Annotated in this window: 19 protein-coding genes; 7 read left to right on the forward strand and 12 right to left on the reverse strand. The window is 64.7% G+C overall.

The annotated features are described in order from the left end of the window. Positions 1 to 200: 200 nt before the first annotated feature. The 5 genes from ASC75_RS21950 to ASC75_RS21970 all read left to right on the forward strand — a co-directional run bounded on the left by ASC75_RS21950 (position 201) and on the right by ASC75_RS21970 (position 5,214). A complete protein-coding gene (locus tag ASC75_RS21950) occupies positions 201 to 1,085 on the forward strand; it encodes a choline/ethanolamine kinase family protein (protein ID WP_055980464.1) in 885 nt (294 codons plus the stop codon). A 2-nt stretch (positions 1,086 to 1,087) separates the two neighbouring features. After that, positions 1,088 to 3,529: an FAD-dependent oxidoreductase gene (locus ASC75_RS21955; RefSeq protein WP_055980467.1), complete on the forward strand. Its 2,442-nt coding sequence runs from the start codon at positions 1,088 to 1,090 to the stop codon at positions 3,527 to 3,529. Between the two features lie 90 nt (positions 3,530 to 3,619). Further along, positions 3,620 to 4,183 carry a hypothetical protein gene (locus ASC75_RS21960; protein ID WP_055980470.1) on the forward strand — a complete coding sequence of 188 codons (564 nt, stop codon included), beginning with the start codon at positions 3,620 to 3,622 and terminating at the stop codon, positions 4,181 to 4,183. Between the two features lie 12 nt (positions 4,184 to 4,195). Beyond that, the gene (locus tag ASC75_RS21965) at positions 4,196 to 4,567 is read left to right on the forward strand and encodes a hypothetical protein (protein ID WP_055980473.1); all 372 of its coding nucleotides are present in this window, start codon (positions 4,196 to 4,198) and stop codon (positions 4,565 to 4,567) included. 161 nt (positions 4,568 to 4,728) lie between these two features. Further along, positions 4,729 to 5,214 carry a CAP domain-containing protein gene (locus ASC75_RS21970; protein ID WP_244487912.1) on the forward strand — a complete coding sequence of 162 codons (486 nt, stop codon included), beginning with the start codon at positions 4,729 to 4,731 and terminating at the stop codon, positions 5,212 to 5,214. 184 nt (positions 5,215 to 5,398) lie between these two features. Here ASC75_RS21970 and ASC75_RS21975 read toward each other — a convergent pair whose 3' ends face one another. The 7 genes from ASC75_RS21975 to ASC75_RS22010 all read right to left on the reverse strand — a co-directional run bounded on the left by ASC75_RS21975 (position 5,399) and on the right by ASC75_RS22010 (position 13,488). After that, positions 5,399 to 6,319, reverse strand: coding sequence for a DMT family transporter (locus ASC75_RS21975; protein WP_055980476.1), 921 nt, complete (start codon positions 6,317 to 6,319; stop codon positions 5,399 to 5,401). A 116-nt stretch (positions 6,320 to 6,435) separates the two neighbouring features. Then, complete coding sequence (locus ASC75_RS21980; protein ID WP_055980479.1) at positions 6,436 to 6,690, reverse strand: hypothetical protein; 255 nt, start codon at positions 6,688 to 6,690, stop codon at positions 6,436 to 6,438. A gap of 311 nt (positions 6,691 to 7,001) precedes the next feature. After that, positions 7,002 to 8,294, reverse strand: coding sequence for an amidohydrolase family protein (locus ASC75_RS21985; RefSeq protein ID WP_055980482.1), 1,293 nt, complete (start codon positions 8,292 to 8,294; stop codon positions 7,002 to 7,004). Beyond that, positions 8,291 to 9,232: an ABC transporter permease gene (locus ASC75_RS21990; RefSeq protein WP_055980485.1), complete on the reverse strand. Its 942-nt coding sequence runs from the start codon at positions 9,230 to 9,232 to the stop codon at positions 8,291 to 8,293. The genes ASC75_RS21985 and ASC75_RS21990 overlap by 4 nt, the downstream gene beginning before the upstream one ends. A gap of 271 nt (positions 9,233 to 9,503) precedes the next feature. Continuing rightward, a complete protein-coding gene (locus ASC75_RS22000) occupies positions 9,504 to 10,553 on the reverse strand; it encodes an ABC transporter permease (RefSeq protein ID WP_055980997.1) in 1,050 nt (349 codons plus the stop codon). A 222-nt stretch (positions 10,554 to 10,775) separates the two neighbouring features. Further along, entirely contained in the window at positions 10,776 to 12,296 is a 1,521-nt protein-coding gene (locus ASC75_RS22005) for an ABC transporter ATP-binding protein (protein WP_055980492.1), read from the reverse strand. 166 nt (positions 12,297 to 12,462) lie between these two features. Further along, a complete protein-coding gene (locus ASC75_RS22010; protein ID WP_055980494.1) occupies positions 12,463 to 13,488 on the reverse strand; it encodes a BMP family protein in 1,026 nt (341 codons plus the stop codon). A 236-nt stretch (positions 13,489 to 13,724) separates the two neighbouring features. Between ASC75_RS22010 and ASC75_RS22015 the strand changes: the two genes are divergently transcribed. Next, complete coding sequence (locus ASC75_RS22015; protein WP_055980496.1) at positions 13,725 to 15,479, forward strand: ABC transporter ATP-binding protein; 1,755 nt, start codon at positions 13,725 to 13,727, stop codon at positions 15,477 to 15,479. A gap of 59 nt (positions 15,480 to 15,538) precedes the next feature. On the opposite strand, the gene ASC75_RS22020 is transcribed toward ASC75_RS22015, so the two are convergent. Then, on the reverse strand, positions 15,539 to 17,020 hold the full coding sequence (locus ASC75_RS22020) for an aldehyde dehydrogenase family protein (protein WP_055980499.1): 1,482 nt from the start codon (positions 17,018 to 17,020) through the stop codon (positions 15,539 to 15,541). Positions 17,021 to 17,136: 116 nt separating this feature from the next. Beyond that, a complete protein-coding gene (locus tag ASC75_RS22025; protein ID WP_055981000.1) occupies positions 17,137 to 17,781 on the reverse strand; it encodes a carbonic anhydrase in 645 nt (214 codons plus the stop codon). 255 nt (positions 17,782 to 18,036) lie between these two features. Between ASC75_RS22025 and ASC75_RS26225 the strand changes: the two genes are divergently transcribed. After that, entirely contained in the window at positions 18,037 to 18,213 is a 177-nt protein-coding gene (locus ASC75_RS26225; protein WP_156381353.1) for a hypothetical protein, read from the forward strand. Positions 18,214 to 18,321: 108 nt separating this feature from the next. Here ASC75_RS26225 and ASC75_RS22030 read toward each other — a convergent pair whose 3' ends face one another. From ASC75_RS22030 to ASC75_RS22040, 3 genes are all read right to left on the reverse strand, one after another. Beyond that, positions 18,322 to 20,298 (reverse strand): TRAP transporter large permease subunit, encoded by a 1,977-nt coding sequence (locus ASC75_RS22030; protein ID WP_082496704.1) that lies wholly within the window; start codon positions 20,296 to 20,298, stop codon positions 18,322 to 18,324. A 150-nt stretch (positions 20,299 to 20,448) separates the two neighbouring features. Continuing rightward, a complete protein-coding gene (locus ASC75_RS22035; RefSeq protein ID WP_055980502.1) occupies positions 20,449 to 21,516 on the reverse strand; it encodes a C4-dicarboxylate TRAP transporter substrate-binding protein in 1,068 nt (355 codons plus the stop codon). A gap of 176 nt (positions 21,517 to 21,692) precedes the next feature. Then, positions 21,693 to 22,067 carry a RidA family protein gene (locus ASC75_RS22040; RefSeq protein ID WP_055980505.1) on the reverse strand — a complete coding sequence of 125 codons (375 nt, stop codon included), beginning with the start codon at positions 22,065 to 22,067 and terminating at the stop codon, positions 21,693 to 21,695. Positions 22,068 to 22,317 lie beyond the last annotated feature (250 nt).

A 22,317-nucleotide genomic window follows, 5' to 3' on the forward strand; every position in this document is an offset into this window, starting at 1 on the left:
CGAGCGGCCGGAATGGCCGGTTTTGAGTTCCGATTTGACTGACTCTACCGCATTCACGACGCCATTCTCAACAGATACGGGCAAAATAACAACAAAAACCACAAATCCAGATTGACACCGCAGCTTTCGCCGCGTGAGACTGCCCCTCAACAAGACAAAGGCGCAAGGGGAACGCGCCGGACACGGCACGGAGAGGCTGGATGTCGAACAGCGAAGACCGCATCCGCGCCTTGCCCTTGTGGAACGGGGCGGTGACGATCGCGCCGCTCAAGGGCGGCATCAGCAACGAAAGCTGGGTGGTGAGCGATGCGTCGGGGGCGCATGTCGTGCGCTTCGGCAAGGACTTTCCCTTCCATCACGTCATCCGCGAGCGCGAGGTGATGGTGGCGAAGGCAGCCTTCGAGGCGGGCTTCGCGCCGGAGCTGCAATATGCGGCACCCGGCGTGATGGTGACCGCGTTTCTCGGCGCCCGGACCTATGGCGGCGGCGACGTCCGGGCCAATGCAACGGGCATCGCCCGCATGGTCAGGCGCTTTCATCTGGAGATGCCCAGGTATGTTTCGGGGCCCGGCTTCATGTTCTGGGCCTTCCACGTGATCCGCGACTATGCCCGCACGCTTCAGGCCGGCGGCAGCCGGATGACGGCCGACCTGCCGCGCTATCTCGAACTGGCAGACGCGCTCGAGGAGGCACAGGCACCGCTGCCGATCATCTTCGGCCACAACGACCTGCTGCCGGCCAACTTCCTCGACGACGGCGACAGGCTGTGGCTGATCGACTTCGAATATGCCGGGTTCTCGACCGGAATGTTCGACCTTGCCGGCATCGCCTCCAATGCGGGGATGACGGAGCAGGAGTCGGACGAACTGCTCACCACCTATTTCGGCGGGCCGCCCAACCTGGATATCCGCCGCTCGCATGCGGCCATGCAGTGCGCCTCGCTGCTGCGCGAGGCGATGTGGAGCATGGTCTCGGAACTCCACCTCTCCGCGCCCGGCAGCGACTATGTCGCCTACACCACGGAAAACCTCGGCAAGCTCGAGGTCGCGCTCGAAACCTACCAGAACCAATACGGGAAACTGTAGTCATGGCCCTCCCCTCGCACGCGCAGATCGTCGTCATCGGCGGCGGCATTATCGGCTGCTCGACGGCCTATCACCTGGCGCGCGACCACAAGGCCGACGTGATCCTGCTCGAACAGGGCAAGCTGACCTCGGGCTCGACATGGCATGCGGCGGGACTGGTCGGTCAGTTGCGCTCGTCGGCCTCGATCACGCGCGTGCTCAAATACTCGGTCGAACTGTACAAGGGGCTTGAGGCCGAGACCGGGCTCGCCACCGGCTGGAAGATGACCGGCTGCCTGCGCCTCGCCACCAACCAGGACCGCTGGACCGAATACAAGCGGCTGGCGACGACGGCCAAGAGCTTCGGCATGGACATGCAGCTGGTGTCGCCGGATGAGGTCAAGCGCATGTGGCCGCTGATGGACACCTCGGATCTCGTCGGCGCCTCCTGGCTGCCCACCGACGGCCAGGCGAGCCCGTCCGACATCACCCAGTCGCTGGCCAAGGGAGCGCGCATGCATGGCGCGAAGCTGTTCGAGAACGTGCAGGTGGCCGGCTTCGAGATGAAGGACGGCCGCATCGTCAAGGTTAGGACCGACCAGGGCGACATTTCCTGCGACAAGGTGGTGAACTGCGCCGGCCAGTGGGCGCGGCAGGTGGGCGCGATGGCCGGCATCAACGTGCCGCTGCAGCCGGTCAAGCACCAGTACATCATCACCGAGAAGCTGCCCGGGCTCGCCACCGACGCGCCAACGCTGCGCGACCCCGACCGCCGCACCTATTTCAAGGAGGAGGTCGGCGGGCTGGTGATGGGCGGCTATGAGCCCAACCCGCAGGGCTGGACGACGGGCGACGTGCCCAACGACTGGGAATTCCGCCTGTTCGACGACGACTACAATCATTTCGAGCAGCACATGGTGCAGGCGATCGAGCGCGTGCCGGGACTGGCTGACGTCGGCGTCAAGCAGATGATCAACGGCCCGGAAAGCTTCACGCCCGACGGCAACTTCATCCTCGGTGCTGCGCCCGAATGTTCGAACATGTTCGTCGGCGCCGGCTTCAACGCCTTCGGCATCGCCTCGGGCGGCGGCGCCGGCTGGGTGCTGGCGCAGTGGGTGGTCGACGGCGAGGCGCCGCTCGACCTCTGGGTCGTCGACATCCGGCGCTTTTCGGGCCTTCACCGCGACCGGCAGTGGGTGTCGGACCGCACGCTCGAAGCTTATGGCAAGCACTACACGATCGGTTATCCGCACGAGGAATATGACAGCGGGCGGCCCTACATCGTCTCGCCGCTCTATGAGCGGCTGAAGGCGCACGGTGCGGTGTTCGGCTCGAAGCTCGGCTGGGAGCGGCCTAACTGGTTTGCGCCAAAGGGCATGGAGGCCAGGGACATCTACGCCATGGGCCGGCAGAACTGGTTCGAGCCGGTCGGCGACGAGCACGCCCATGTGCGCAAGGCGGTGGGCGTGTTCGACCAGTCGTCCTTCGCCAAATACGAGATGACGGGCAAGGATGCGCAGAAGGCGCTCGACTTCATCTGCGCCAACGACGTGTCGAAGCCTGCGGGGCGGCTGACCTACACGCAGTTGCTCAACACGCGCGGCGGCATCGAGGCCGACCTCACCGTGGCGCGGCTTGCGGACGACAAGTTCTACATCGTCACCGGCACCGGTTTCCGCACCCACGACCTCGCCTGGATCAGCGACCACATTCCATCAGGGCTGGACGCGACGCTGGTCGATGTCACCGAACAGTTCGGCACATTGTCGCTGATGGGGCCGAACGCGCGCAAGGTGCTCGAAGCGGTCAGCGACACCGACGTCACCAACGCCGCCTTCCCCTTCGGCCATGTGCGTGAGATCACCATCGCCGACGCCACGGTCCGCGCGTTGCGCGTCACCTATGTCGGCGAGCTCGGTTGGGAGCTGCACGTGCCGATCGGCGTCACCGGCGAGGTGTTCGACACGCTGATGGCGGCGGGCAAGGCGCATGACATCCGCCCGGTCGGCTATCGCGCGCTGGAATCGTTGCGGCTCGAAAAGGGCTACCGCGCCTGGGGCTCCGACATTACGCCCAACGACACGCCCTTCGAGGCGGGCCTCGGCTGGACGGTGAAGCTGAAGAAGGACACCGGTTTCCTCGGCCGCAAGGCGCTGGAAAAGCTCGACAACGCGCCGCTGACCAAGCGGCTCGCCTGCTTCACGGTCGATGACAAGGAGGTCGTGCTTGTCGGCCGCGAGACGATCCTGCGCGACGGCCAGCCGGTCGGCTACCTCACCAGCGGCGGCTATGGCTACACCGTCGGCAAGAACATCGGCTTCGGTTATGTCCGCAATGCCGGGGGAGTCGACGACGCCTTCCTGACCGGCGGCAGCTATGAGCTGGTCGTGGCGATGAAGCGGGTGCCAGCGCAGATCCATCTCGAGCCGCTGTTCGATCCGGAAGGCACGCGCGTGAAAGGATAGATTTCAAGCCAAGCGGTTCTTCTATTTATGGTTGTATTTTACACATGCAGCAACCTGGAGTAACATTCATGACGAAGCAGGGGGGCGTTCATGAATGGTTTCCAATCGCCAGGCGGTTGCGTCCAGGCAACCGGGCCATCGCATCTGATCGGCTTCAAGCTGACATTGGTTCGGCTGCTGTTGCCCATCCTGCTCGCGCTCAACATGGCAGGCTGCGCGATCCAGCTTGCACCGATGTTCGACAAGACAATCGTTCAAGGTCTCACGACGGCGAACGAGCAGACAATGATCCTGTTTGCGTCTGTCTCGTCCGGCAGCAAGGCGCAGAGCTTTGGCAAGCGGAAGCCCGAATACGATTCCCTCATCGGCCAGTTTGACGCACTCCGGCTGCAAGCCAAATCGCGGCCCTCGCCGCCACCGCCGTCGCTGTTCCTGAAGACCCGCTCACTGGCCAGTGAAAGGGCCGGGCAGATTGACCTGCTCAGCCAGGCCCCCACCATCGAAGCCACGGAACAGATCGTGTTGCTGCTGACGCGAATGCGCGACACGGACGAGCGCCGCGGCCTTTCCACGACAAGTACCGGGCTTTTCAAGAATCAGTTCGAAATCCTGATCCGGAATGCCCTGATCTATGAAAAGGCCCTCGAACGATAGCGGGAGGTAATCATGGCGCTTCCATTCAAGCCCGAGGCCGTCAGCAAGAAAATCTTGTCCTCGCTGACCAAGATAATCGGAGACGATGTCAGGGATCATGTGCAGTTCGCGGAGGAGCAGACAAAACTGTTGGCCAAGCAGGCTGCACTGATCGCGCAAGCTGCAATCAGCGGCGACATCGACGCGGACGACCGCGATTTCTTCACCGAGAGCCTGAGGGCGTCGGCGGAGAATTTTGCCCGCACCCTGGTGGCCTTGACGATCCTGACCATCGAGAAAGCCTGGAATGCGCTCGTCTCCATTCTGTGGGGAGCAATCAACAAAGCAATCGAAAGCGCAGGCCTGCCCATCTCGTTCCCCATCCCCGGCGCGCCCGCCGCGTGACGGGCGGTAGCTCAAGCCGCCACTCGATCCGGCGGGGACAAGGGCATAAAACGTTCCAACCGCGATCTTAACGCGGCCGGCCGGGCGAGCAGCACTCGCCAAAAAGCCATGATCTGCCTTATCAAGGCTCGCAAGGACGGGCACGAGACAAGGACCGGATGATGGCGAAGAAGATGGCTCGCGCGGCATTGCGCGCAACGGCAATCGGCGGACTGCTGTTCCTGGCCGCGTGCCAAACCGGTTCGAACCTCGCGGGTGACGGCGCCGGTGCGTCGGCGACGGGTGTCGCTTATCTCGAGACCATCCGCTCGGAGCACGGCTTGCCGCCGTTGCGCCCCGATACAACGCTGGAACGTGCCGCCCTGCAGCAGGCGGGCTACATGGCACGCAGCGGCAAGATGGAGCACACCACCGGCTGGGGCAAGGATTTTGCCGCCCGCATGAACGACAACGGCGTCGAGGGGGCGGCAGCGGAAAACGTCGCCCATGGCGGCATGGAGCCGGCCAAGCTGTTTTCAATGTGGATGAACTCCGCCGGGCACCGCCGCAACATGCTCGACCCCAGGTTCAGCAAGTTCGGGCTCGCCTATGTCCGCGAGGGCAAGGGCAGCGACAAGCGCTACTGGGCGCTGGTGCTGGGGCGGTAGCTTCCTTCAGGATTGCGGCAACATACCCCACCCCTAACCCCTCCCCACAAGGGCGGAGGACCGGCGGCTTCGCGAACACTTGATGCCAACCTTTAATGAGGTGGCAGGAAGAGGCTGCGAGGCCATCCCCTCCCCCTTGTGGGGAGGGGATGGGGGTGGGGTAATTTCCAGTTTGTTTAGGTGCTCAATGCACGCTGGTCGGCACCGTCTCGGGCTCTGCCTTGTCGACCACCTTCTGGCGGTGGAAGATGAACAGGCCGGCAACGACGATGATCGCCGAGCCGACGAGGCCCTGGGCGTCGGGATAGTCGCCGAAGAAGGCGATGCCCATCACCACCGCCCACAGCAGCAGCGTGTATTGCAGCGGCGCCAGCAGCGAGGCGGGCGCAAGCTTGAGCGCGCGCGTGATCATCAGGTGCGCCGCGCATGAGACGACGCCAAGCAGCAGCATGGCCGACCAGTCGAGCGCACTTGGCGCCCGCCAGTCGGCGACCGCCAGCACGCCGCCGGCGGCGAGCGCGCCAAGCGTCTGCCAGGTGACGAGGGTGGTGTCGTTGGTGGCGCGCAGCTTGCGGCTGAGGATCAGCGTGACGGAGAAGGACAGGCTGCCGACGATGGCGAACAGCGACGGCCACGACAGCGAGGCGGTCGACGGGCGCAGCGCGATGACCACGCCGCAGAAGCCGAGCACGATGGCGATCCACCTGCGCCAGCCGACCTTTTCGCCCAGGAAGAAGTGCGAAAGGGCGGCGATGTAGATCGGGCCTGCCATGTAGAAGGTCATGACGTCGGCAAGCGGCAGATAGGCGACGGCAGCGTAAAAGAATCCCGTGTCGGCCGTGGCGAGCACGACGCGCAATACCTGCAGGCCGGGACGCTCGACCCTGGTCAAGGGGCCCACGCCTTGCTTGGCGATCATCGGGCCGAGGATGATGAAGGCGCCGATCGAGCGGATCAGGAGCACCTGGCCGACGGAAAAGCTGGCGACCAGCCATTTGCCCATGGCATCGTTGAGGGCGAACATGAAGTCGCCCAGGAGCATCAACAGGACGCCGGCAAGAACGAGATTGTTCTTGGGCAGCGCAAGGGCTTGTCGGAAGGTCATGGCACAGGAATCCGCCCGGGCAACGGGCCCGGATCGCGCCTATCTAGGCCCGCAACGCGGCGTTTGCGAGGGCTAAGTGCCCTGGACCATGCGTTGCTGCGTCGCAGCGCCAGCGATCACGGCCTGGGCGCGACGACGACAGGCCTGTAGACCACGACAGGCCTGGTCCAGTCGTCGAAGTCGCTGCGGCGGCGGAACTCGGCGCGGCGGTCGAGTTCGATGCGCTGCAGGCACTCGGCAAAGGCGTCGTTACGGGCGCTGAACCCGTAGGAGCGGCACTTTTCCTCGTCACGGGCACGCTGTTCTTCCGATGACACGCAGCCGGCAAGAACGGCGGCGGTAAGCAGCAACAAGACGGTCCTGAACTTCATGGCTACGCCTCGCATTCAAGTGGTCCGGCAAACTTGATTCCGGATGGCTACTTTAGGCGTTTGACCGGAGTTCGGAAAGAGCATGCCTAGAGACAAGCGCTCTGGCAGCAAGGCCCCTCTCCGCCTCGCTTCGCTCGGCACCTCTCCCCAGAAGGGCGAGGAACCTGGATTCTGAACCGCATCGGTTCATCACCGTATCCGTTCGATGTCGGGGTATTTCCAGCTGGGTTCCTCGCCCCTTTGGGGGAGGTGGCCTGAAGGGCCGGAGAGGGTAACGCCGTACGCTTCCCGTCGCCGGTCTGACTTTCAGCTCAGTTCGCCTGCGGCGGCACCACGTGGCGGCGGTTGATGGAGGCCGGGCGGCCCTTGATCGACAGTGCCGTGTCGCGCTTGGAACGCTCGGCCACGACCTTGCCCCTGGCGACGACGCAAAGCCGCTCGGCGCGCAGGCGCACCGCCTCGACAGGGTTTCCAGCGTCGAGCACGACGAGGCTCGCCGTCTTGCCGATTTCCAGACCGAGATGGTCGAGGCCCATGATCTCGGCATTCACCTTCGTCACCATGTCGAAACAGCGGCGCATGTCGGCGGGCGAGGACATCTGGGCGACGTGCAGGCCCATGAAAGCAACGTCGAGCATGTCGGCGGTGCCGAGCGAATACCAGGGATCGAGGACGCAATCCTGGCCCCAGCCGACGCGGATGCCGGCCTTCAGCATCTCCGGCACGCGGGTCATGCCGCGGCGCTTGGGATAGGTGTCGTGGCGGCCCTGCAGCATGATGTTGATCAGCGGATTGGGGATCGCCGAGACGCCGGCCTCGGCAATGAGCGGCAAAAGCTTCGAGACGTAGTAGTTGTCCATCGAGTGCATCGACGTCAGGTGCGAGCCGGCCACCCTGCCCTGCAGGCCAAGCCGCTGCGTCTCGTAAGCCAATTGCTCGATATGGCGCGACAGCGGATCGTCGGTCTCGTCGCAATGCAGGTCGACCATCAGGCCGCGATCCGCCGCGATCTCGCAGAGCTCGGTCACCGAGCGGGTGCCGTCGGCCATGGTGCGCTCGAAATGCGGGATGCCGCCGACGATGTCGACGCCTTTGTCCAAAGCGCGAATGGTATTCGCGCGGGCTGTCGGCGAGCGATAGAGCCCGTCCTGCGGGAAGGCGACGAGCTGGAGATCGATGTAGGGCGCGATCTCCTTCTTGACCTCGAGCAGGGCCTCGACGGCGAGCAGGCGGTCGTCGCAGGTGTCGACATGGGTGCGAATGGCGAGCAGGCCCATCGAGACCGCCCAGTCGCAATAGGCGAGTGCGCGTTCCTTGACCGCCTCATGGGTCAGCAGCGGCTTGAGCTCGCCCCACAGCGATATGCCTTCGAGCAGCGTGCCCGAGACGTTGATGCGCGGCAGGCCGTAGGACAGCGTCGCATCCATGTGGAAATGCGGGTCGACGAAGGGCTGGCTGACGAGGTTGCCGGAGGCATCGACGACACGCCCGGCCGCGGCATCGATCCTTGGCTCGATCGCGGCAATCTGCTCGCCCTTGATGCCGATGTCGGCAACGGTTCCATCGGGCAGCGTGCCGCCCTTGACGATCAGGTCGAAGCTCATCTTTCGCCTTTCTGGTACGGTATCATCAGCGCTTTCGGATAGGTGGCGCGGCGCGCCACCAGGATCAGGGCCAGGATCGACAGCGCATAAGGCATCATCAGGAACACCTGGTAGGGCACGATGCCGCCCGACATCTGCTGCAGGCGCACCTGGTAGGCATCGAAGGCGGCGAACAGGATGGCGCCGATCAACGCCTTGCCCGGCCGCCACGAGCCGAACACGACGAGCGCGATGCAGATCCAGCCGCGCCCGTTGATCATCTCGAAGAAGAACGAGTTGAAGGCCGACATGGTCAGGAACGCCCCGCCGACCGCCATCAGCGCGCTGCCGACCATGACCGCGCCGATGCGGATGGCGGTGACCGAAATGCCCTGCGCCTCGACCGCCGACGGATTTTCGCCGGCGGCGCGGACGGCGAGGCCAACCGGCGTGCGGTAGAGCACCCAGGCGACCACGGCGACGGTGAGGAAGGCGAGATAGGTCAGCGGCGTCTGTGTAAACAGCGCTTCGCCGATAACGGGGATCTTCGACAGTCCGGGGATCGGCAGCGGCTGGAACGGCTCGATCTTGGGGGGCGACGTCACTTCCGGCAGCGCCAGGCGATAGGTGAAATAGGTCAGGCTGGTGGCCAACAGCGTGATGCCGATGCCGACGACGTGCTGCGACAGGCCTAGCGGCACGGTCAGCGTGGCATGCAAAAGCCCGAACATGGCCCCGGCAAGTGCTGCCACCAGCACGCCGGTCCACAGATCGCCGCCGGCATAGACGGTGAACCAGCCGGCGAAGGCGCCAGCCGTCATGATGCCCTCGATGCCGAGATTGAGCACGCCTGCCCGCTCGCAGATCAGTTCGCCCATGGTGGCGAAGATCAGCGGCGAGGCGATGCGGATGGCTGCGACCCAGAAGGAGGCGGTGAAGAGGATTTCAAGCGCGTCCATCAGAGGCTCCTGGCCTTGGTTGCCGCCATCGGATGGCTCCGGTGCTCTACGTCGCCCCCCTCTGGCCTGCCGGCCATCTCCCCCTCAAGGGGGGAGATCAGGCGGTCACCACGGCCTCGCCCACTCGTCAGCAGATAAAGCAGGGCTCCCGGTCGGTCAGTGCGCTCTGCCACGCTGCAAGCATTGGCGTGGCGTCGACTCGACTGATCTCCCCCCTTGAGGGGGAGATGGCCGGCAGGCCAGAGGGGGGCGCGACGGATCACAACCATCATCACTTCCACCTCACCCGGAACCGCGTCAAAAGGATCGCCACCACCATCGTCAAAAGCGACGTCGCCACCATGACGTCGGCGATGTAGCTCGGCACCTTGGCGACGCGGCTCATGGCGTCGGCGCCGACGAAGATGCCGGCGACGAAGATGGCCGAGGCGATGACGCCGAGCGGGTTCAGCATCGCCAGCATGGCAACGACGATGCCGGAGTAACCGTAGCCCGGCGACAGGTCGAGGGTCAGGTTGCCCTTGAGCCCCGACACCTCGGAGAAGCCGGCGAGTGCAGCGAGACCACCCGACAGGAGTGCCGTCTTCATCAGCACGCGGTTGACGGGGATGCCGACGAAGCGCGCGCCCTCAGGATTGTGGCCGACGGCGCGCATCTCGTAGCCGAGCACGGTCTTCTTCATGATGACCCAGACGACGATGGCCGAGATGATGGCGATGACGAAGCCGTAATGGAGGCGCTTGCCCTGGATGATGCGCGGCAGCTGCGCCTCGGCGATGACCTTCTGCGACTGCGGCCAGCCGAGTCCCATCGGGTCCTTGAGCACGCCTTCGAGCAGCATCGAGACAAACAGAAGCACGATGAAGTTGAGCAGCAGCGTGGTGACCACCTCGTCGACGCCGAAGCGGGTCTTCAGCACCGCCGGCCCGAGCAACAGAAGTCCGCCGGCCATCATCGCAGCCAGCATGATGACGGGAATGAGGACGACCGAAGGCAACGGCAAGGCACCGGTGCCGAGCACGACGGTGACGATGCCGCCGACATAGAGCTGGGCCTCGGCGCCGATGTTCCAGAGCTTGGCGCGGAAGGCGACGGCAACGGCGAGGCCGGTGAAGATCAGCGGCGTCGCGCGCGTCAGCGTTTCGAGCAGGGCGAATTGCGAACCGGCAGCGCCCTTGGCGACGAGGTAGAACACCGACAGCGGCGAAGCGCCGGCTGCGAGCACCAGAAGCGAGGTGAGGAGCAGCGTGGCGACGATGGCAGCAACGGGGAACAGGAGGGTGATGGCCAGCGACGGCGCGGGTTTGGGCTCAAGCCGCATGATGTTGCCTTCCAACGGCTTGAGATGGCTGTGGGACAGCACCCCCCTCTGTCCTGCCGGACATCTCCCCCGCAAGGGGGGAGATTGGCAGCGTCAGCCTCACCGCCCCTCCTGAAACATTGGCGATTGGCACGGGCGGCGATGAAAGCTGATCTCCCCCCTTGCGGGGGAGATGTCCGGCAGGACAGAGGCGGGTGGCGTGGAGTGCTACTCGTTCCATGCTCACGCCGCCTGCTCCCCGCCGTGACCCGCCATCAGTTCACCCAGTTCCCGGATGCTGCGTTCGCCGCGCGCCGACGGCACGGACAGCCGCCCCTTGGACATCACGACGATGCGGTCGGACAGCGCCAGGATTTCCTCCAGGTCCTCCGAGATCAGCAGCACCGCGGCACCGCGCTCGCGGGCAGCGAGCAGCATGCGGTGGACATAGGCGACGGCGCCGACGTCGAGGCCGCGCGTCGGCTGGCTGGCAAGGATGACTGCAGGCTCGGGATCGAGCGCGCGGCCGAGGATCAGCTTCTGCATGTTGCCGCCCGAAAGCAGCCGGATGCGCGCCTCGGGCGACGGGCATTTGACGTCGTAGTCGGCGATGATCTCCTCGGCGAAGGCGCGGGCCGCCTTCCAGTCGAGAAAGCCCATGCGGCTGAAGCGCGGACTGCCATAGCGCTCGGCAATCACGTTCTCCATCACACTCATGTCGCCGATGGTGCCGACGGCATGGCGATCCTCGGGGATGCGGGCGATGCCATGGCCGAGCGCTGCCTGTGGCGACCAATCGCCGATCGCCCGGCCGGCAACGGAAATGCTGCCGCCGGTGGGGCGCCGGGTGCCGGCGATGAGCGCGGCAAGGGCTGCCTGGCCGTTGCCGGAAACGCCGGCCAGGCCGGTGATCTCGCCTGCGCTGAGGGTCAGCGACACCTCGTCGAGCCCGGCGCCGTTATGGCGGGCAGTCGAGACGCGGTCGAGCAAAAGCAGCGGCGCGCCGAGCTGGACGGGCGTGACTTCCGCCGGCTTGACCTCCTGGCCAACCATGAGGGCCGCCAGTTCCTTACGGTCGGTCGATTTCGTCCCCCGCTCACCCGCGAGGCGGCCGGCGCGCAGCACCAGGACGCGGTCGCTGACGGCCATCACCTCATGCAGCTTGTGGGAAATGAAGATGATCGACAGACCCTTGGCGACGAGCAGCTTCAGCGTGCGGAACAGCGCGTCGGTCTCGACCGGCGTCAGCACCGCCGTCGGCTCGTCGAGGATCAGGATGCGGGCCTCGCGGTAAAGCGCCTTCAGGATCTCGACGCGCTGGCGTTCGCCGACGGAAAGGGTCGAGACGGTCGCGGCGGGATCGACCGCCAGGCCGAAGTCGGCGGACAGCTGCCCGATGCGGCTGCGCGCAGCAGCCCGGTCGAGGCGCGGACGCCACAGGCTCTGGGTGCCGAGCGCGATATTTTCCAGCACCGTCATGTTGTCGGCGAGGGTGAAATGCTGGTGCACCATGCCGATGCCGGCATCAAGCGCTGCGCGCGGATCGCCCGGCGGCAACGGCTTGCCAAACGCCTCGACGGTGCCCTCGTCGGCGACGTAGTGGCCGAACAGGATGTTCATCAGCGTGGTCTTGCCGGCACCGTTCTCGCCGAGCAGGGCGATGACCTCGCCGCGCTTCAGCTCGAAGGAAATGGCGTCATTGGCCACGAGCGGGCCGAAACGCTTGGTGATGCCGGAGAGGCGAAGGACGGGAGGCGCGGCCATCCCTCCCCCTTTATGGGAGAGTGCCGAGCGCAGCGAGGCGGGTGGGGTCATATCGGCAGCGCGGAACGCCCTCTTGAACATGTAAACGAGTCGAGGCCGGCCGGGCCGACCCCACCCGGCCCGCCATGCGGGCCACCCCTCCCCTCAAGGGGGAGGGATAGTCGAGCTAGCTCGACTTCGGCTCGGCGTCGTTGATCTCGACGGTGAAGGACCCGTCCTTGATCGCCTTTTCCTTCTCGGCGACCTTGGCCTTGACGTCGTCGGGCACCTTGCTCTCGAAGGTACCGAGAGGCGCCAGCGACGAGCCGCCGGCCTTCATGAAGGAATAGACGCCGTAGTCGTCGGCCTTGAAGGTGCCGGCCTTGACCTCGGCGATCGCCTTGTCAAGCGTCGGCTCGAAGTGCCACAGCGCCGACGCGACGACCGTTTCAGGATAGTCGGCCTGGGTGTCGATGACGTTGCCGATGGCGAGCACCTTCTTTTCCTTGGCCGCGTCGGACACCCCGAAACGCTCGGCGTAGAGCAGGTCAGCACCACCGTCGATCTGGGCGAAGGCGGTCTCCTTGGCCTTGGGCGGATCGAACCACGAGCCGATGAAGGCGACCTGGAACTTGGCATCGGGGGCCACTTCCTTCACGCCTGCCATGAAGGCGTTCATCAGGCGGTTGACCTCGGGGATCGGATAGCCGCCTACCATGCCGATGTTCTTCGACTTGGTCATGGCGCCGGCAACGAGGCCGGAGAGGTAGGAGGCGTCCTGGATGTAGTTGTCGAAGACCGAGAAATTCGGCACCGCCGCGTCGGGCTTGAAGCTCGAACCCATCAGGAAGGCGACGTCGGGATAGTCCTTGGCGACCGCGCGGGCGGCGTCCTCGACGCCGAAGACCTCGCCGAGGATCAGCTTGTGGCCGGCCTCGCAATATTCGCGCATGACCCGCTCATAGTCGTTGTTGGCGGTGTTTTCCGAATAGACATATTCGATGTCGCCACGGTCCTTGGCGGCGTTGGCCGCCTTGTGGATGCGGCTGACCCATTGCTGCTCGACCGGAACGGTGTAGACGGCCGCGACCTTGATCGGATCGGCGGCGAACAGACGGCCGGGGATGCCCACGGCCGCGACCGCAGCGGAGGCGCCGGCGGCCCTGATCAGGGTGCGTCTGGAAATGCCTGAACTGTTGGAATTGCTGTGCATTCGATCCACCTCTGGCTGGTTTTGGTCTTCTTTGGCGAAGGCGCGTTTTTTATCGTTTGGTCAACGGTATGCGAAATACGAAATCCCGGCAATCCGTAGGCGGTCTGCTGTCCACCGTCTCCTTGCGCGCCGCGACGACCGGTCCGTACATTTGCGGCACATGCACCGTTTCCCTTCGCCCGCAGGTGCTTTATATAGGCCCGCACGGGGGGCCGCGCCTCAAGGGACCCATTGATTTGTTTGGATTTTTTCGTCCGACGCAGAATCATCGCCTGATCTGGCGATTGCTGCGCGAGTCGTTCCGCCAGCATGCCCTCGGCTACGGTATCGCCATCATCGCCATGCTCGTGGTCGCCGGCATGACGGCGGCCAGCGCCTGGATCATGCAGGACATCACCAACGAGTTCGTCATCGGCAAGGACATCAACCGCGTCTACATGATCGCGGCGATGGTGGCGGGGATATTCATCCTCAAGGGCGTGGCGACCTTCGTCCAGGCCTTCTTCCTGAGCCGTGTCGGCAACTCAATCATCGCCGACCGCCAGCGCAAGATCTACGACCGCATCCTGGCCCAAGGCATCGCCTTCTACCATTCGATCCCGTCGTCGGACCTGATCACCCGCGTCACCCACAATGCACAGGCAGCGCGGACGGTGCTCGACGTCATCGTCACCTCCTTCGTGCGCGACCTGTTTTCGCTGATCGGCCTGGTTGCGGTGATGGTCTACCAGCAGCCTGTGCTGTCTCTGGTCGCCTTCATCGTCGGCCCGATCGCCATCTTCGGCGTCAACCAGATACTGCGCCGCGTGCGCAAGATCATGGAGGCGGAATTCATGTCGCTGGCCCAGATCGTGCAGGTGATGCAGGAAACGACGGTCGGCGTGCGCATCGTCAAATCCTTCAATCTCGAATCCCTGATGCGCAGCCGCATGCATCGTGCCGTCTCCGACGTCGAGCGGCGCGCCAACACCATCGCCGCGCTCGAAGCCGGCACCAGCCCGATCATGGAAACGCTGGCCGGCCTGGCCATCGCCGGGGTGGTGCTGGTCAGCGGCTATCTCGTCGTGCAGGGAGGGCAGACGCCTGGCAGCATCATGTCGTTCATCACGGCGCTGCTCCTGGCCTACGAGCCGGCCAAGCGGCTGGCACGGTTCCGCGTATCGCTGGAGGCCGGCCTGGTCGGCGTGCGCATGATGTTCGAACTGTCCGACCGGCCGCTGACGATTACCGAAAAGCCCGGCGCGGAGGCACTGTTGCCCGGACCGGGCAAGATCGAACTCAGGAATCTCAGCTTTTCCTATGCCGACGGCGAGCCGGTGCTGCGCAATCTCGACATGATCTTCCCGCCGGGCAAGATGACTGCGCTCGTCGGCCCGTCAGGCAGCGGCAAGTCGACGATCATGAACCTGATCATGCGCATGTACGATCCCGACAGCGGCGAGGTGCTGTTCGACGGACAGGACATATCGCACGCGACGCTGCATTCGGTGCGCGACCGCATCGCCTATGTCAGCCAGGACACCTTCCTGTTCACCGGCACGATCATGCACAACATCCGGCTCGGCCGCGAAGGCGCCAGCGACGAAGAAGTGATAGCAGCCGCCAAGGCCGCCAACGCGCACGACTTCATCATGGCGCTGAAGAACGGCTACGCCACCCAGGTCGGCGAGAACGGCGCGCTGCTTTCAGGCGGCCAGAAGCAGCGCCTGTCGATTGCCCGCGCCATCCTGCGCGATGCCAACGTGCTGTTGCTGGATGAAGCCACCAGCGCGCTCGACGCCGAATCCGAGGCGCTGTTCCGCGACGCGCTGGAAAAGCTGTCGGCGGGCCGCACGACGATTGCGATCGCGCATCGCCTGTCGACGGTCCACCAGGCCGACAACATCGTGGTGATGCAGGACGGCAAGGTCGCCGAACAGGGCCGCCATGCCGACCTTCTGGACGCCGGCGGGCTCTATCGCAGGCTCTACGAATTCCAGCTGATGCGCTGAGCGGCTCAAGGCCGCGCCCGCTTGCGGACGCGGCTTCGCGCTTGCCCGCCTGCCCGGGCTCAATCGATGCGGATGAAGACGCCCTTGGTGTTGAGATATTCGCCAAGGTGCTCGCCGCCGCCCTCGCGGCCGTAGCCGCTCATCTTGTAGCCGCCGAAGGGCACCGCCGGGTCGATGGCGTGATAGGTGTTGACCCACACCGACCCGGCCTGGAGCCGGCGCGACAGCTGGTGCGCGGTGGCCAGATCGCGCGTGAAGACACCGGCGGCCAGGCCATAGGGCGTGTCGTTGGCGCGTCTCACCGCCTCGTCCAGCGTGTCGAACGGCAGGGCCGAGATGACCGGGCCGAATATCTCCTCACGCGCGATGCGCATGGTGTCGGAGACCCCGGCAAAAACCGTCGGGGCAATGAAGTTGCCGGCTGCAAAAGCGCCATCCGACAGCCTGGTGCCGCCGGCAACGAGCCGAGCCCCCTCCTCCGACCCGGCGCGCAGATAGCCCTCGACGCGGTCGAGCTGGCGTTGCGAAATCAACGGGCCGATTTCCGTTTCAGGATCGATGCCGTTGCCGATGCGCAAGCTCGCGGCGTAGGCGGACAGGCGCTCGACGAATTCGTCATGGATCGAGCGCGCCACGAACAGGCGCGAGCCGGCGATGCAGATCTGGCCGGAATTGGCGAAGACCGACATGGCGGCGACCGGTACGGCGCGCTCCAGATCGGCATCGGCGCAGACGATGACCGGCGACTTGCCGCCGAGTTCGAGCGACACGCGCTTGAGATTGCCGGCCGATGCCCGGACGATGCTCTGGCCGGTCAAGGTCGAGCCGGTGAAGACGATCTTGTCGACGCCCATGTGCTCTGCCAGCGGCGCCCCGGCCTCCGCTCCGGTGCCGGTGACCACATTGACGACGCCGTCGGGCACCCCGGCCTCAGCCATCAGCTCGGCGATCAGCAGCGGCGTAAGCGGCGCCTCTTCCGACGGCTTCAGCACAACCGTGCAGCCGGTCGCCAGCGCAGGGCCGATCTTCCAGACCGAAGCGGCGGTCGGTGCATTCCACGGGATGATGGCGCCGACGACGCCGACCGGCTCCTTGCGCGTGAACGACACGATGTCGCCGGGCAACGAGTTCTCGATGGTCTCGCCATGCAGGGCGGTGGCCATGCCGGCGTAGTAGCGCAGCATGCCTAGGACGCGGTTGGCATTGCCCCGCGCCCTGGCGATGGGCAGCCCCATGTCGGTGGTGTCGGAGATGCAGATCTCCTCCCAATGGCGCTCGAACAGGTCGGCGATGCGCAGCAAAAGCTTCTGGCGTTCATGCGGCTTGAAGCGGCTCCACGGCCCGACGAAGGCATTGCGGGCGGCAGCGACTGCACGCTCGATGTCCTGCCGGCCGCCGCGCGGGACGGTGGCGATAACCTCGCCGGTGGCAGGGTTGCGCGTTTCGAAGGTCTGGCCGGAAGCGGCATCCACCCACAGGCCGCCGATGAACATCGGCCGACGGCGGCCATCGATGGGCTGGCGGATGGGGACGACGGTCATGGCTATGCTCCTCGCCGCGCGGTCACGGCGTGGCGCCGCTGCCTGGTCAGCGCGGCAAGGCTAGGCCGGACAGGCCACGCCATTCAAGCCATTGCGATGAGGCCAGCGGCCGATCGTCAGACCGTTCCAGTGCGTTCGAAATCGCCGGTAGTGCGGTCCATGACCCACAACTCGCCCGCCGAGATGTCGAACCAGGCGCCGAAGATTTCCAGCCGGCCCTTCTGCTCGAGTATCTGGACGCACGGAAAGGTGCGCAGATTGGCGATCGAATAGCGGATGGAGATGCGTTCCAGGGCCGTCTGCCGCTCGGACTTGGTCATCATGTCGTTGCCGGAGACCGTCTCGGCGGCGGGGCCGACGAGGCTCATCCACTTGCCGATGAAATCGCCGGGCGAAAGCGGCGTGGCATTGGGGTCGAGGGCAGCGCGGATGCCACCGCAGCGGCCATGGCCCATGACGACGATGTTCTTGACCTTGAGCGCCTGCACGGCGAATTCGAGCGCCGCCGAGGTGGAATGGAACTCGCCATCGGGCGAATAGGGCGGCACGAGATTGGCGACGTTGCGGAGCACGAACAGTTCGCCCGGGCCGGCGTCGAAGATGGTTTCAGGGGCCGCGCGGGAATCGCAACAGGCGATGACCAGCGTTTCGGGCGACTGGCCTTCGCGCGCCAGCGACTTGTAATGCTCGGTTTCGGCCGCGTAACGACCGTTCATGAAGTTGCGATAACCGGTGAGCAGCGCATCAGGCAAATTCGACATGGACTTGCCCATAAACGGAAATTGCCGTTGCGGCAAATGCAAATGAGCAGGTGCTACTACGTCACCGACCTCCTGTAACGTTGCCGCTCCCGCCGCTCAACCACAGGACGCAGAGCGAGGTGCTTTACGCCGGACGAGGTTGAGCTATGCTGCGGTCAACCCGCCCGGAAGCGCCTTCCCAGGCAAGGCACGCATGCCCCGTCCGGCAGCCGACACCAGCGGCGACGCCTAATCAACACGGCAAAGGAGAGTGAAATGCGCCTGCTCCTTTTCATCCTTTCGACCGCCAGCCTGCTGGCGGCAACCGGCGCCGGACCGATGCCCGTCTCGCCCGCGCAGGCCCAGGAATGCTCGGGCGAAAACTGCCCGCCGCCTAGCGGTCAGGGCAGCGGACGGGACTGCGAAAGCAAGAAGGAAAACACGGTCAGCTGACGCCACGGGCAGCAGGCATGTCATCGCCAGACCGGCAACACCGGCCCCTGCAAGGGCCGGCGTCGGCGCAGGCCAGCTACCCGCACCCGGGAGCGATAAAGCTCGGCATCACACGAAGACCAGGCTGAGCCAGGGGAACACCATCAGCACGATGGTGACCAGCAGCATCATGGCGGCAAAGGGCAGCGTGCCAATGAAGATGTCGTTCAATGTCGCCATGCCCGGAGGCAATGTGCCTTTGACGACATAGACCGACAAGCCGAATGGCGGCGTCAAAAGTCCGATCTCGACGGCGATCGTGGTGACGATGCCGAACCAGACAAGGTCGCCGCCAAGCGACGACACCACCGGCAGCATCAGCGGCAGCAGGATCAGCATGATCGAGACCGAGTCGAGGAACATGCCGAGCACGATCACGATCAACAGGTAGATCGCCAGGAACGCGGCCAGCCCGAAGCCGGCGGCGATGATCCATTCGGCAACGCCCTGGGGAATGTTGGTGAGCGTCAGCAAGCGGCTGTACAGGTTGGCCGCAACGATGAGGACGAGGACGGATGCCGAAATCTGGGCTGCCTCGACGAGGATCCGGGAGAATTTCTTCCAGTCGAGCGCGCCCTTGAGGACGGCTATGACCAGCCCGCCGGCAGCGCCGATCGCGCCCGACTCGGTCGGCGTGAAGAAGCCGGTGTAGATGCCGCCCAGGACGACGGCGATCAGGACCATAATCGGCATCATCTTCGACGAAAAATCCCGGAAGCTGACGCTGTCGTCCAGTTCGGCCGGCGATGCGCTGGCCTGCTGTCCGGCCGCGAAAATGAAGCTCGGCGAGAAGCGGGCCATACCCATGATGAGCCCGGCAAAGGCAACTGCCAGGAGCAACCCCGGCAACACGGCGGCAATGAACAGCTTGCCGACGGAGACTTCGGCAATGAGGCCGTAGACGATCAGCAGAAGGCTCGGCGGGATGAGCATGCCGAGAACCGAGCTTCCCGCGACGACGCCGACGGAGAACCGGGTCGAATAGCCATGCAGCATCATCTGCGGGGTGGCGACACGGGTGAACACGGCTGCCGATGCGATCGAGCTGCCGGTGATCGCTGCAAAGACGGCATTGGCAAAGACGGTGGCGATGCCGAGGCCACCTTTCAGCCGCCGCGCCAGACGGGCTGCGACTGCAAAGGCGTCGCGGCCGACATTGGCGATGTCCACGAACAGCCCCATCAGGATGAACAGCGGGATGACGCCGAAGCTGTAGGAGTTGATCGAGCCGGCCGCCGCGAGCACGAGCGAACGCGAGGCGATCTCGGGGTTGCCGCGCACCGCCCAGATGCCGATGAACGAAAGCAGGATCAAGCCCGTGGCGATGTGCACGCCGGCGAGAACCAGCAGCAGCATGCCGCCGATGGCGACGAAGCCCACGGTGATCGGCGACAGACCCGAACTGACCACGAGGTAGCCACCGGCCACCAGCACCGCGATGAAGGCCAATGCGGCGAACAGGCTGAGGGGATGCTGCCTGTCGCCGCGAACCTGCCAGAGCCGGATGGTCGAGGCGGTGGTCATCAGCCCGAACTGCAGCCCTGCCAGGCAGGCGCCGATGAAGATCGTTGCCAGGAAAGGCCAGACCGGCGCCGTGAACACGCCAACCGCGCCAAAGAACTCGGCCGTGCGCCAGGCCTCGGCCAGCTTGGGCCACAGGCCCGAGGCGATCTCGTAGAACACCCAGGTGCCGGCGAGGTTGAAGAAGCCTTCCAGCACCGCACCGGCGCGCGGATAGCGCTCCAGCACCGGTGCGTAGAGGAAATCAGCGCGCAGGAACCGGCCGGCGCGGATGGCGCTGGTGACGGCAAGGAAGACATAGCTCGGTACCGAATAGGCCACGATCTCCGGCACGCCCTGCAGCGGCTGGTTGAACAGCGACCGCATGACAATGTCGGCGCAGATCACGGCCATGATCACGAAGATCCAGATCGAACTGGTGGTCGCGAGCAGGTCCGAGCCAATTCTCAGGAACCGGTCCGGGACGTTGAGGAGCGGCGGGTGGTCGGACGATGTGGCGTCCGCAACATTGGAATTGGTGGTCATGGTGTGATCCGATTTGGGTCTGCGCGCGGCCGCATGAATTCTGGTTGTTGCCGTTTCAAGCGACCCGGCATCCCGTGCCTGTCGTTGCTGGCGGCCAGCTCGACGACATGAAGCATCGTGGGCATGGCCCACGATGCTTTCCTCGAATGATCAGAGTTCCTGATCCCAGTTGCGCAGCGGCTTGGCACCGCGTTCGCGCATTTCGTCCATGAACCGGACGACGATGTCGCGGGCCGGCAGCCCCGCCTTTTCGGCCGTCTCCACCCAGGTCTTGGAAAGAGCCGCCAGGCTGTCCACCCAGAGCTGGCGGTCCTGCGCCGGCAGCGGCTTGATCTGCGCGCCTTCCTTGGCCATGTCGGCAAGGGACTGGTCGTATCTTGCCATGACCTGCTTGGCGTGCACGTCGCTGTATTCGCGGCCGAGCTTGGTGAGCACGGCCTGGACATCCTTGGGAAGGGCGTTCCAGCTGTCCTGGTTCACCGCCAGGCCGCCAACGGTCGTCACGCCGATGTCGACGAGGGTGATGTGGGGCGCCACCTCGTGCAGCTTCAGCGAGAAGGAGCCGGTGGGCATGATGATGGCCCCGTCGGCGACACCGGACTGGATCTGCTGGTAGAAGCTCGGCAGGCCGCCGGCTACGAGCACGGCGCCCGTGCCTTCCAGCCAGGGGCCGAGCGAGGAGTTGCCGACGATCTTCTTGCCCTTGAGGTCGGCAAGGCTGTTCACCGGGAACTTGGTGAAGATGTGATAGGTGTCGTTGACGCTGGCGCCGAGGAACACCAGGTTGTGCCTGGTCCACTCCGCCTTCATTTCGGGAACGGTGTCGTTGAGTTCGTTCAGGACGTCGACCGCGATCGCCGGGTCGCTGGTCACGAAGGGCGTCGCAAAGGTGATGTTCTGCAGCGGCATCTTGGCCGGTTCCCACAGGGAGCCGACCCAGCCCATGTCGGCCATGCCACTCTCGATCGCCTCGAGCGAATCGTTGAAATCGTAGAGCGCACCGCCGAAGGCTTCCGTCCATTCGATGCGGTAGTTGGAACCCTGCTCCTCGAGCAGGCGGTTCGAATTGTCGACGACGTGGCTCTTCAGGGCCCCGACCCAGGCGACCGACGTCGGATGGCTCGATGCCATCGTCAGCCGAACCGTTTCGACCGCTTGCGCGGATGCAGCAAACATGCCGAGCGCAAGGCCCAGCGAGCAGGCTATCATCTTCTTCATATTGCCCTCCCAGCAATCAAAGACATTTCATCGGCTGCGATCCAGGATCAGACGGAACATCGATCCAACTACCTGATTTCGCAGTATCTATTATCGGCGGCGCGGCTGCGCTTGTTGCCAATTGACATCAAGCCGGCGATCGTCTCCTCCAAGACCCCGCCAGCACCCAGGCGCGTTCACTTCGGGAATACTGCGAGAACCTCGATTTCGATGCGCGCGCCCGGCGTCGACAGCGAGTTGACGCAAATCGTCGTGCTTGCCGGGGACCAATCGCCGAGAAATTCCTTGAGCGTGGCGCTTAGAACCTCGATCTCGCGCATGTCGGTCAGGAACTTGGTGATCTTCACGACATCGGTCCAGGTCAGCCCTTCATGCTCGAGGATGCCCTGGATGGTGTGCATGGCACGCCGGGCCTGCTCGCGGATGTCATTGGGGTGGTCGTGCTCGCTCCAGTCGTGGGGATGCTTGTGGTACAGCGGCGATGGGGTTGCGCCCGACACGAACAGCAGGTCGCCCGGTGCCTCGACACGAATTGCCGGCGCGTAGGGCATGTCCTTGACCCTGCTCGGATCCGTGTGAATTTCTCCGATATTGGGGTTCGTCGGAGATGTCCTGTAAGGTTTCGTTCTGCTCATTTCTTCCTTGATCCTTCAGCAAGCTGAAAGATTAGCTTCGCAACAACTGAACGCAGGAAATAGAGAGGTTCGTCCGGTTTTGGTGGACTTTCGACCTGCTTCATTGACCTTCCCGTCAGCTCGCCCCGGAAGGCCACGCGCCGCAAATGCCCGTGACCGATGTTTG

Source organism: Aminobacter sp. DSM 101952, assembly GCF_001424795.1.
Lineage (GTDB): Bacteria > Pseudomonadota > Alphaproteobacteria > Rhizobiales > Rhizobiaceae > Aminobacter > Aminobacter aganoensis.

Excerpts from the sequence above, each read along its gene's own strand:
- ASC75_RS22000 (WP_055980997.1), bottom strand. The coding sequence starts at position 10,553 with ATGCGGCTTGAGCCCAAACCCGCGCCGTCGCTGGCCATCACCCTCCTG.
- ASC75_RS22040 (WP_055980505.1), bottom strand. The coding sequence starts at position 22,067 with ATGCCCTACGCGCCGGCAATTCGTGTCGAGGCACCGGGCGACCTGCTG.
- ASC75_RS21985 (WP_055980482.1), bottom strand. The coding sequence starts at position 8,294 with ATGAGCTTCGACCTGATCGTCAAGGGCGGCACGCTGCCCGATGGAACC.
- ASC75_RS21950 (WP_055980464.1), top strand. The coding sequence starts at position 201 with ATGTCGAACAGCGAAGACCGCATCCGCGCCTTGCCCTTGTGGAACGGG.
- ASC75_RS21955 (WP_055980467.1), top strand. The coding sequence starts at position 1,088 with ATGGCCCTCCCCTCGCACGCGCAGATCGTCGTCATCGGCGGCGGCATT.
- ASC75_RS21960 (WP_055980470.1), top strand. The coding sequence starts at position 3,620 with ATGAATGGTTTCCAATCGCCAGGCGGTTGCGTCCAGGCAACCGGGCCA.
- ASC75_RS21990 (WP_055980485.1), bottom strand. The coding sequence starts at position 9,232 with ATGGACGCGCTTGAAATCCTCTTCACCGCCTCCTTCTGGGTCGCAGCC.
- ASC75_RS22010 (WP_055980494.1), bottom strand. The coding sequence starts at position 13,488 with ATGCACAGCAATTCCAACAGTTCAGGCATTTCCAGACGCACCCTGATC.
- ASC75_RS26225 (WP_156381353.1), top strand. The coding sequence starts at position 18,037 with ATGCGCCTGCTCCTTTTCATCCTTTCGACCGCCAGCCTGCTGGCGGCA.
- ASC75_RS22035 (WP_055980502.1), bottom strand. The coding sequence starts at position 21,516 with ATGAAGAAGATGATAGCCTGCTCGCTGGGCCTTGCGCTCGGCATGTTT.
- ASC75_RS22020 (WP_055980499.1), bottom strand. The coding sequence starts at position 17,020 with ATGACCGTCGTCCCCATCCGCCAGCCCATCGATGGCCGCCGTCGGCCG.
- ASC75_RS21975 (WP_055980476.1), bottom strand. The coding sequence starts at position 6,319 with ATGACCTTCCGACAAGCCCTTGCGCTGCCCAAGAACAATCTCGTTCTT.
- ASC75_RS21970 (WP_244487912.1), top strand. The coding sequence starts at position 4,729 with ATGGCGAAGAAGATGGCTCGCGCGGCATTGCGCGCAACGGCAATCGGC.
- ASC75_RS21965 (WP_055980473.1), top strand. The coding sequence starts at position 4,196 with ATGGCGCTTCCATTCAAGCCCGAGGCCGTCAGCAAGAAAATCTTGTCC.
- ASC75_RS22025 (WP_055981000.1), bottom strand. The coding sequence starts at position 17,781 with ATGTCGAATTTGCCTGATGCGCTGCTCACCGGTTATCGCAACTTCATG.
- ASC75_RS22005 (WP_055980492.1), bottom strand. The coding sequence starts at position 12,296 with ATGGCCGCGCCTCCCGTCCTTCGCCTCTCCGGCATCACCAAGCGTTTC.
- ASC75_RS21980 (WP_055980479.1), bottom strand. The coding sequence starts at position 6,690 with ATGAAGTTCAGGACCGTCTTGTTGCTGCTTACCGCCGCCGTTCTTGCC.
- ASC75_RS22030 (WP_082496704.1), bottom strand. The coding sequence starts at position 20,298 with ATGACCACCAATTCCAATGTTGCGGACGCCACATCGTCCGACCACCCG.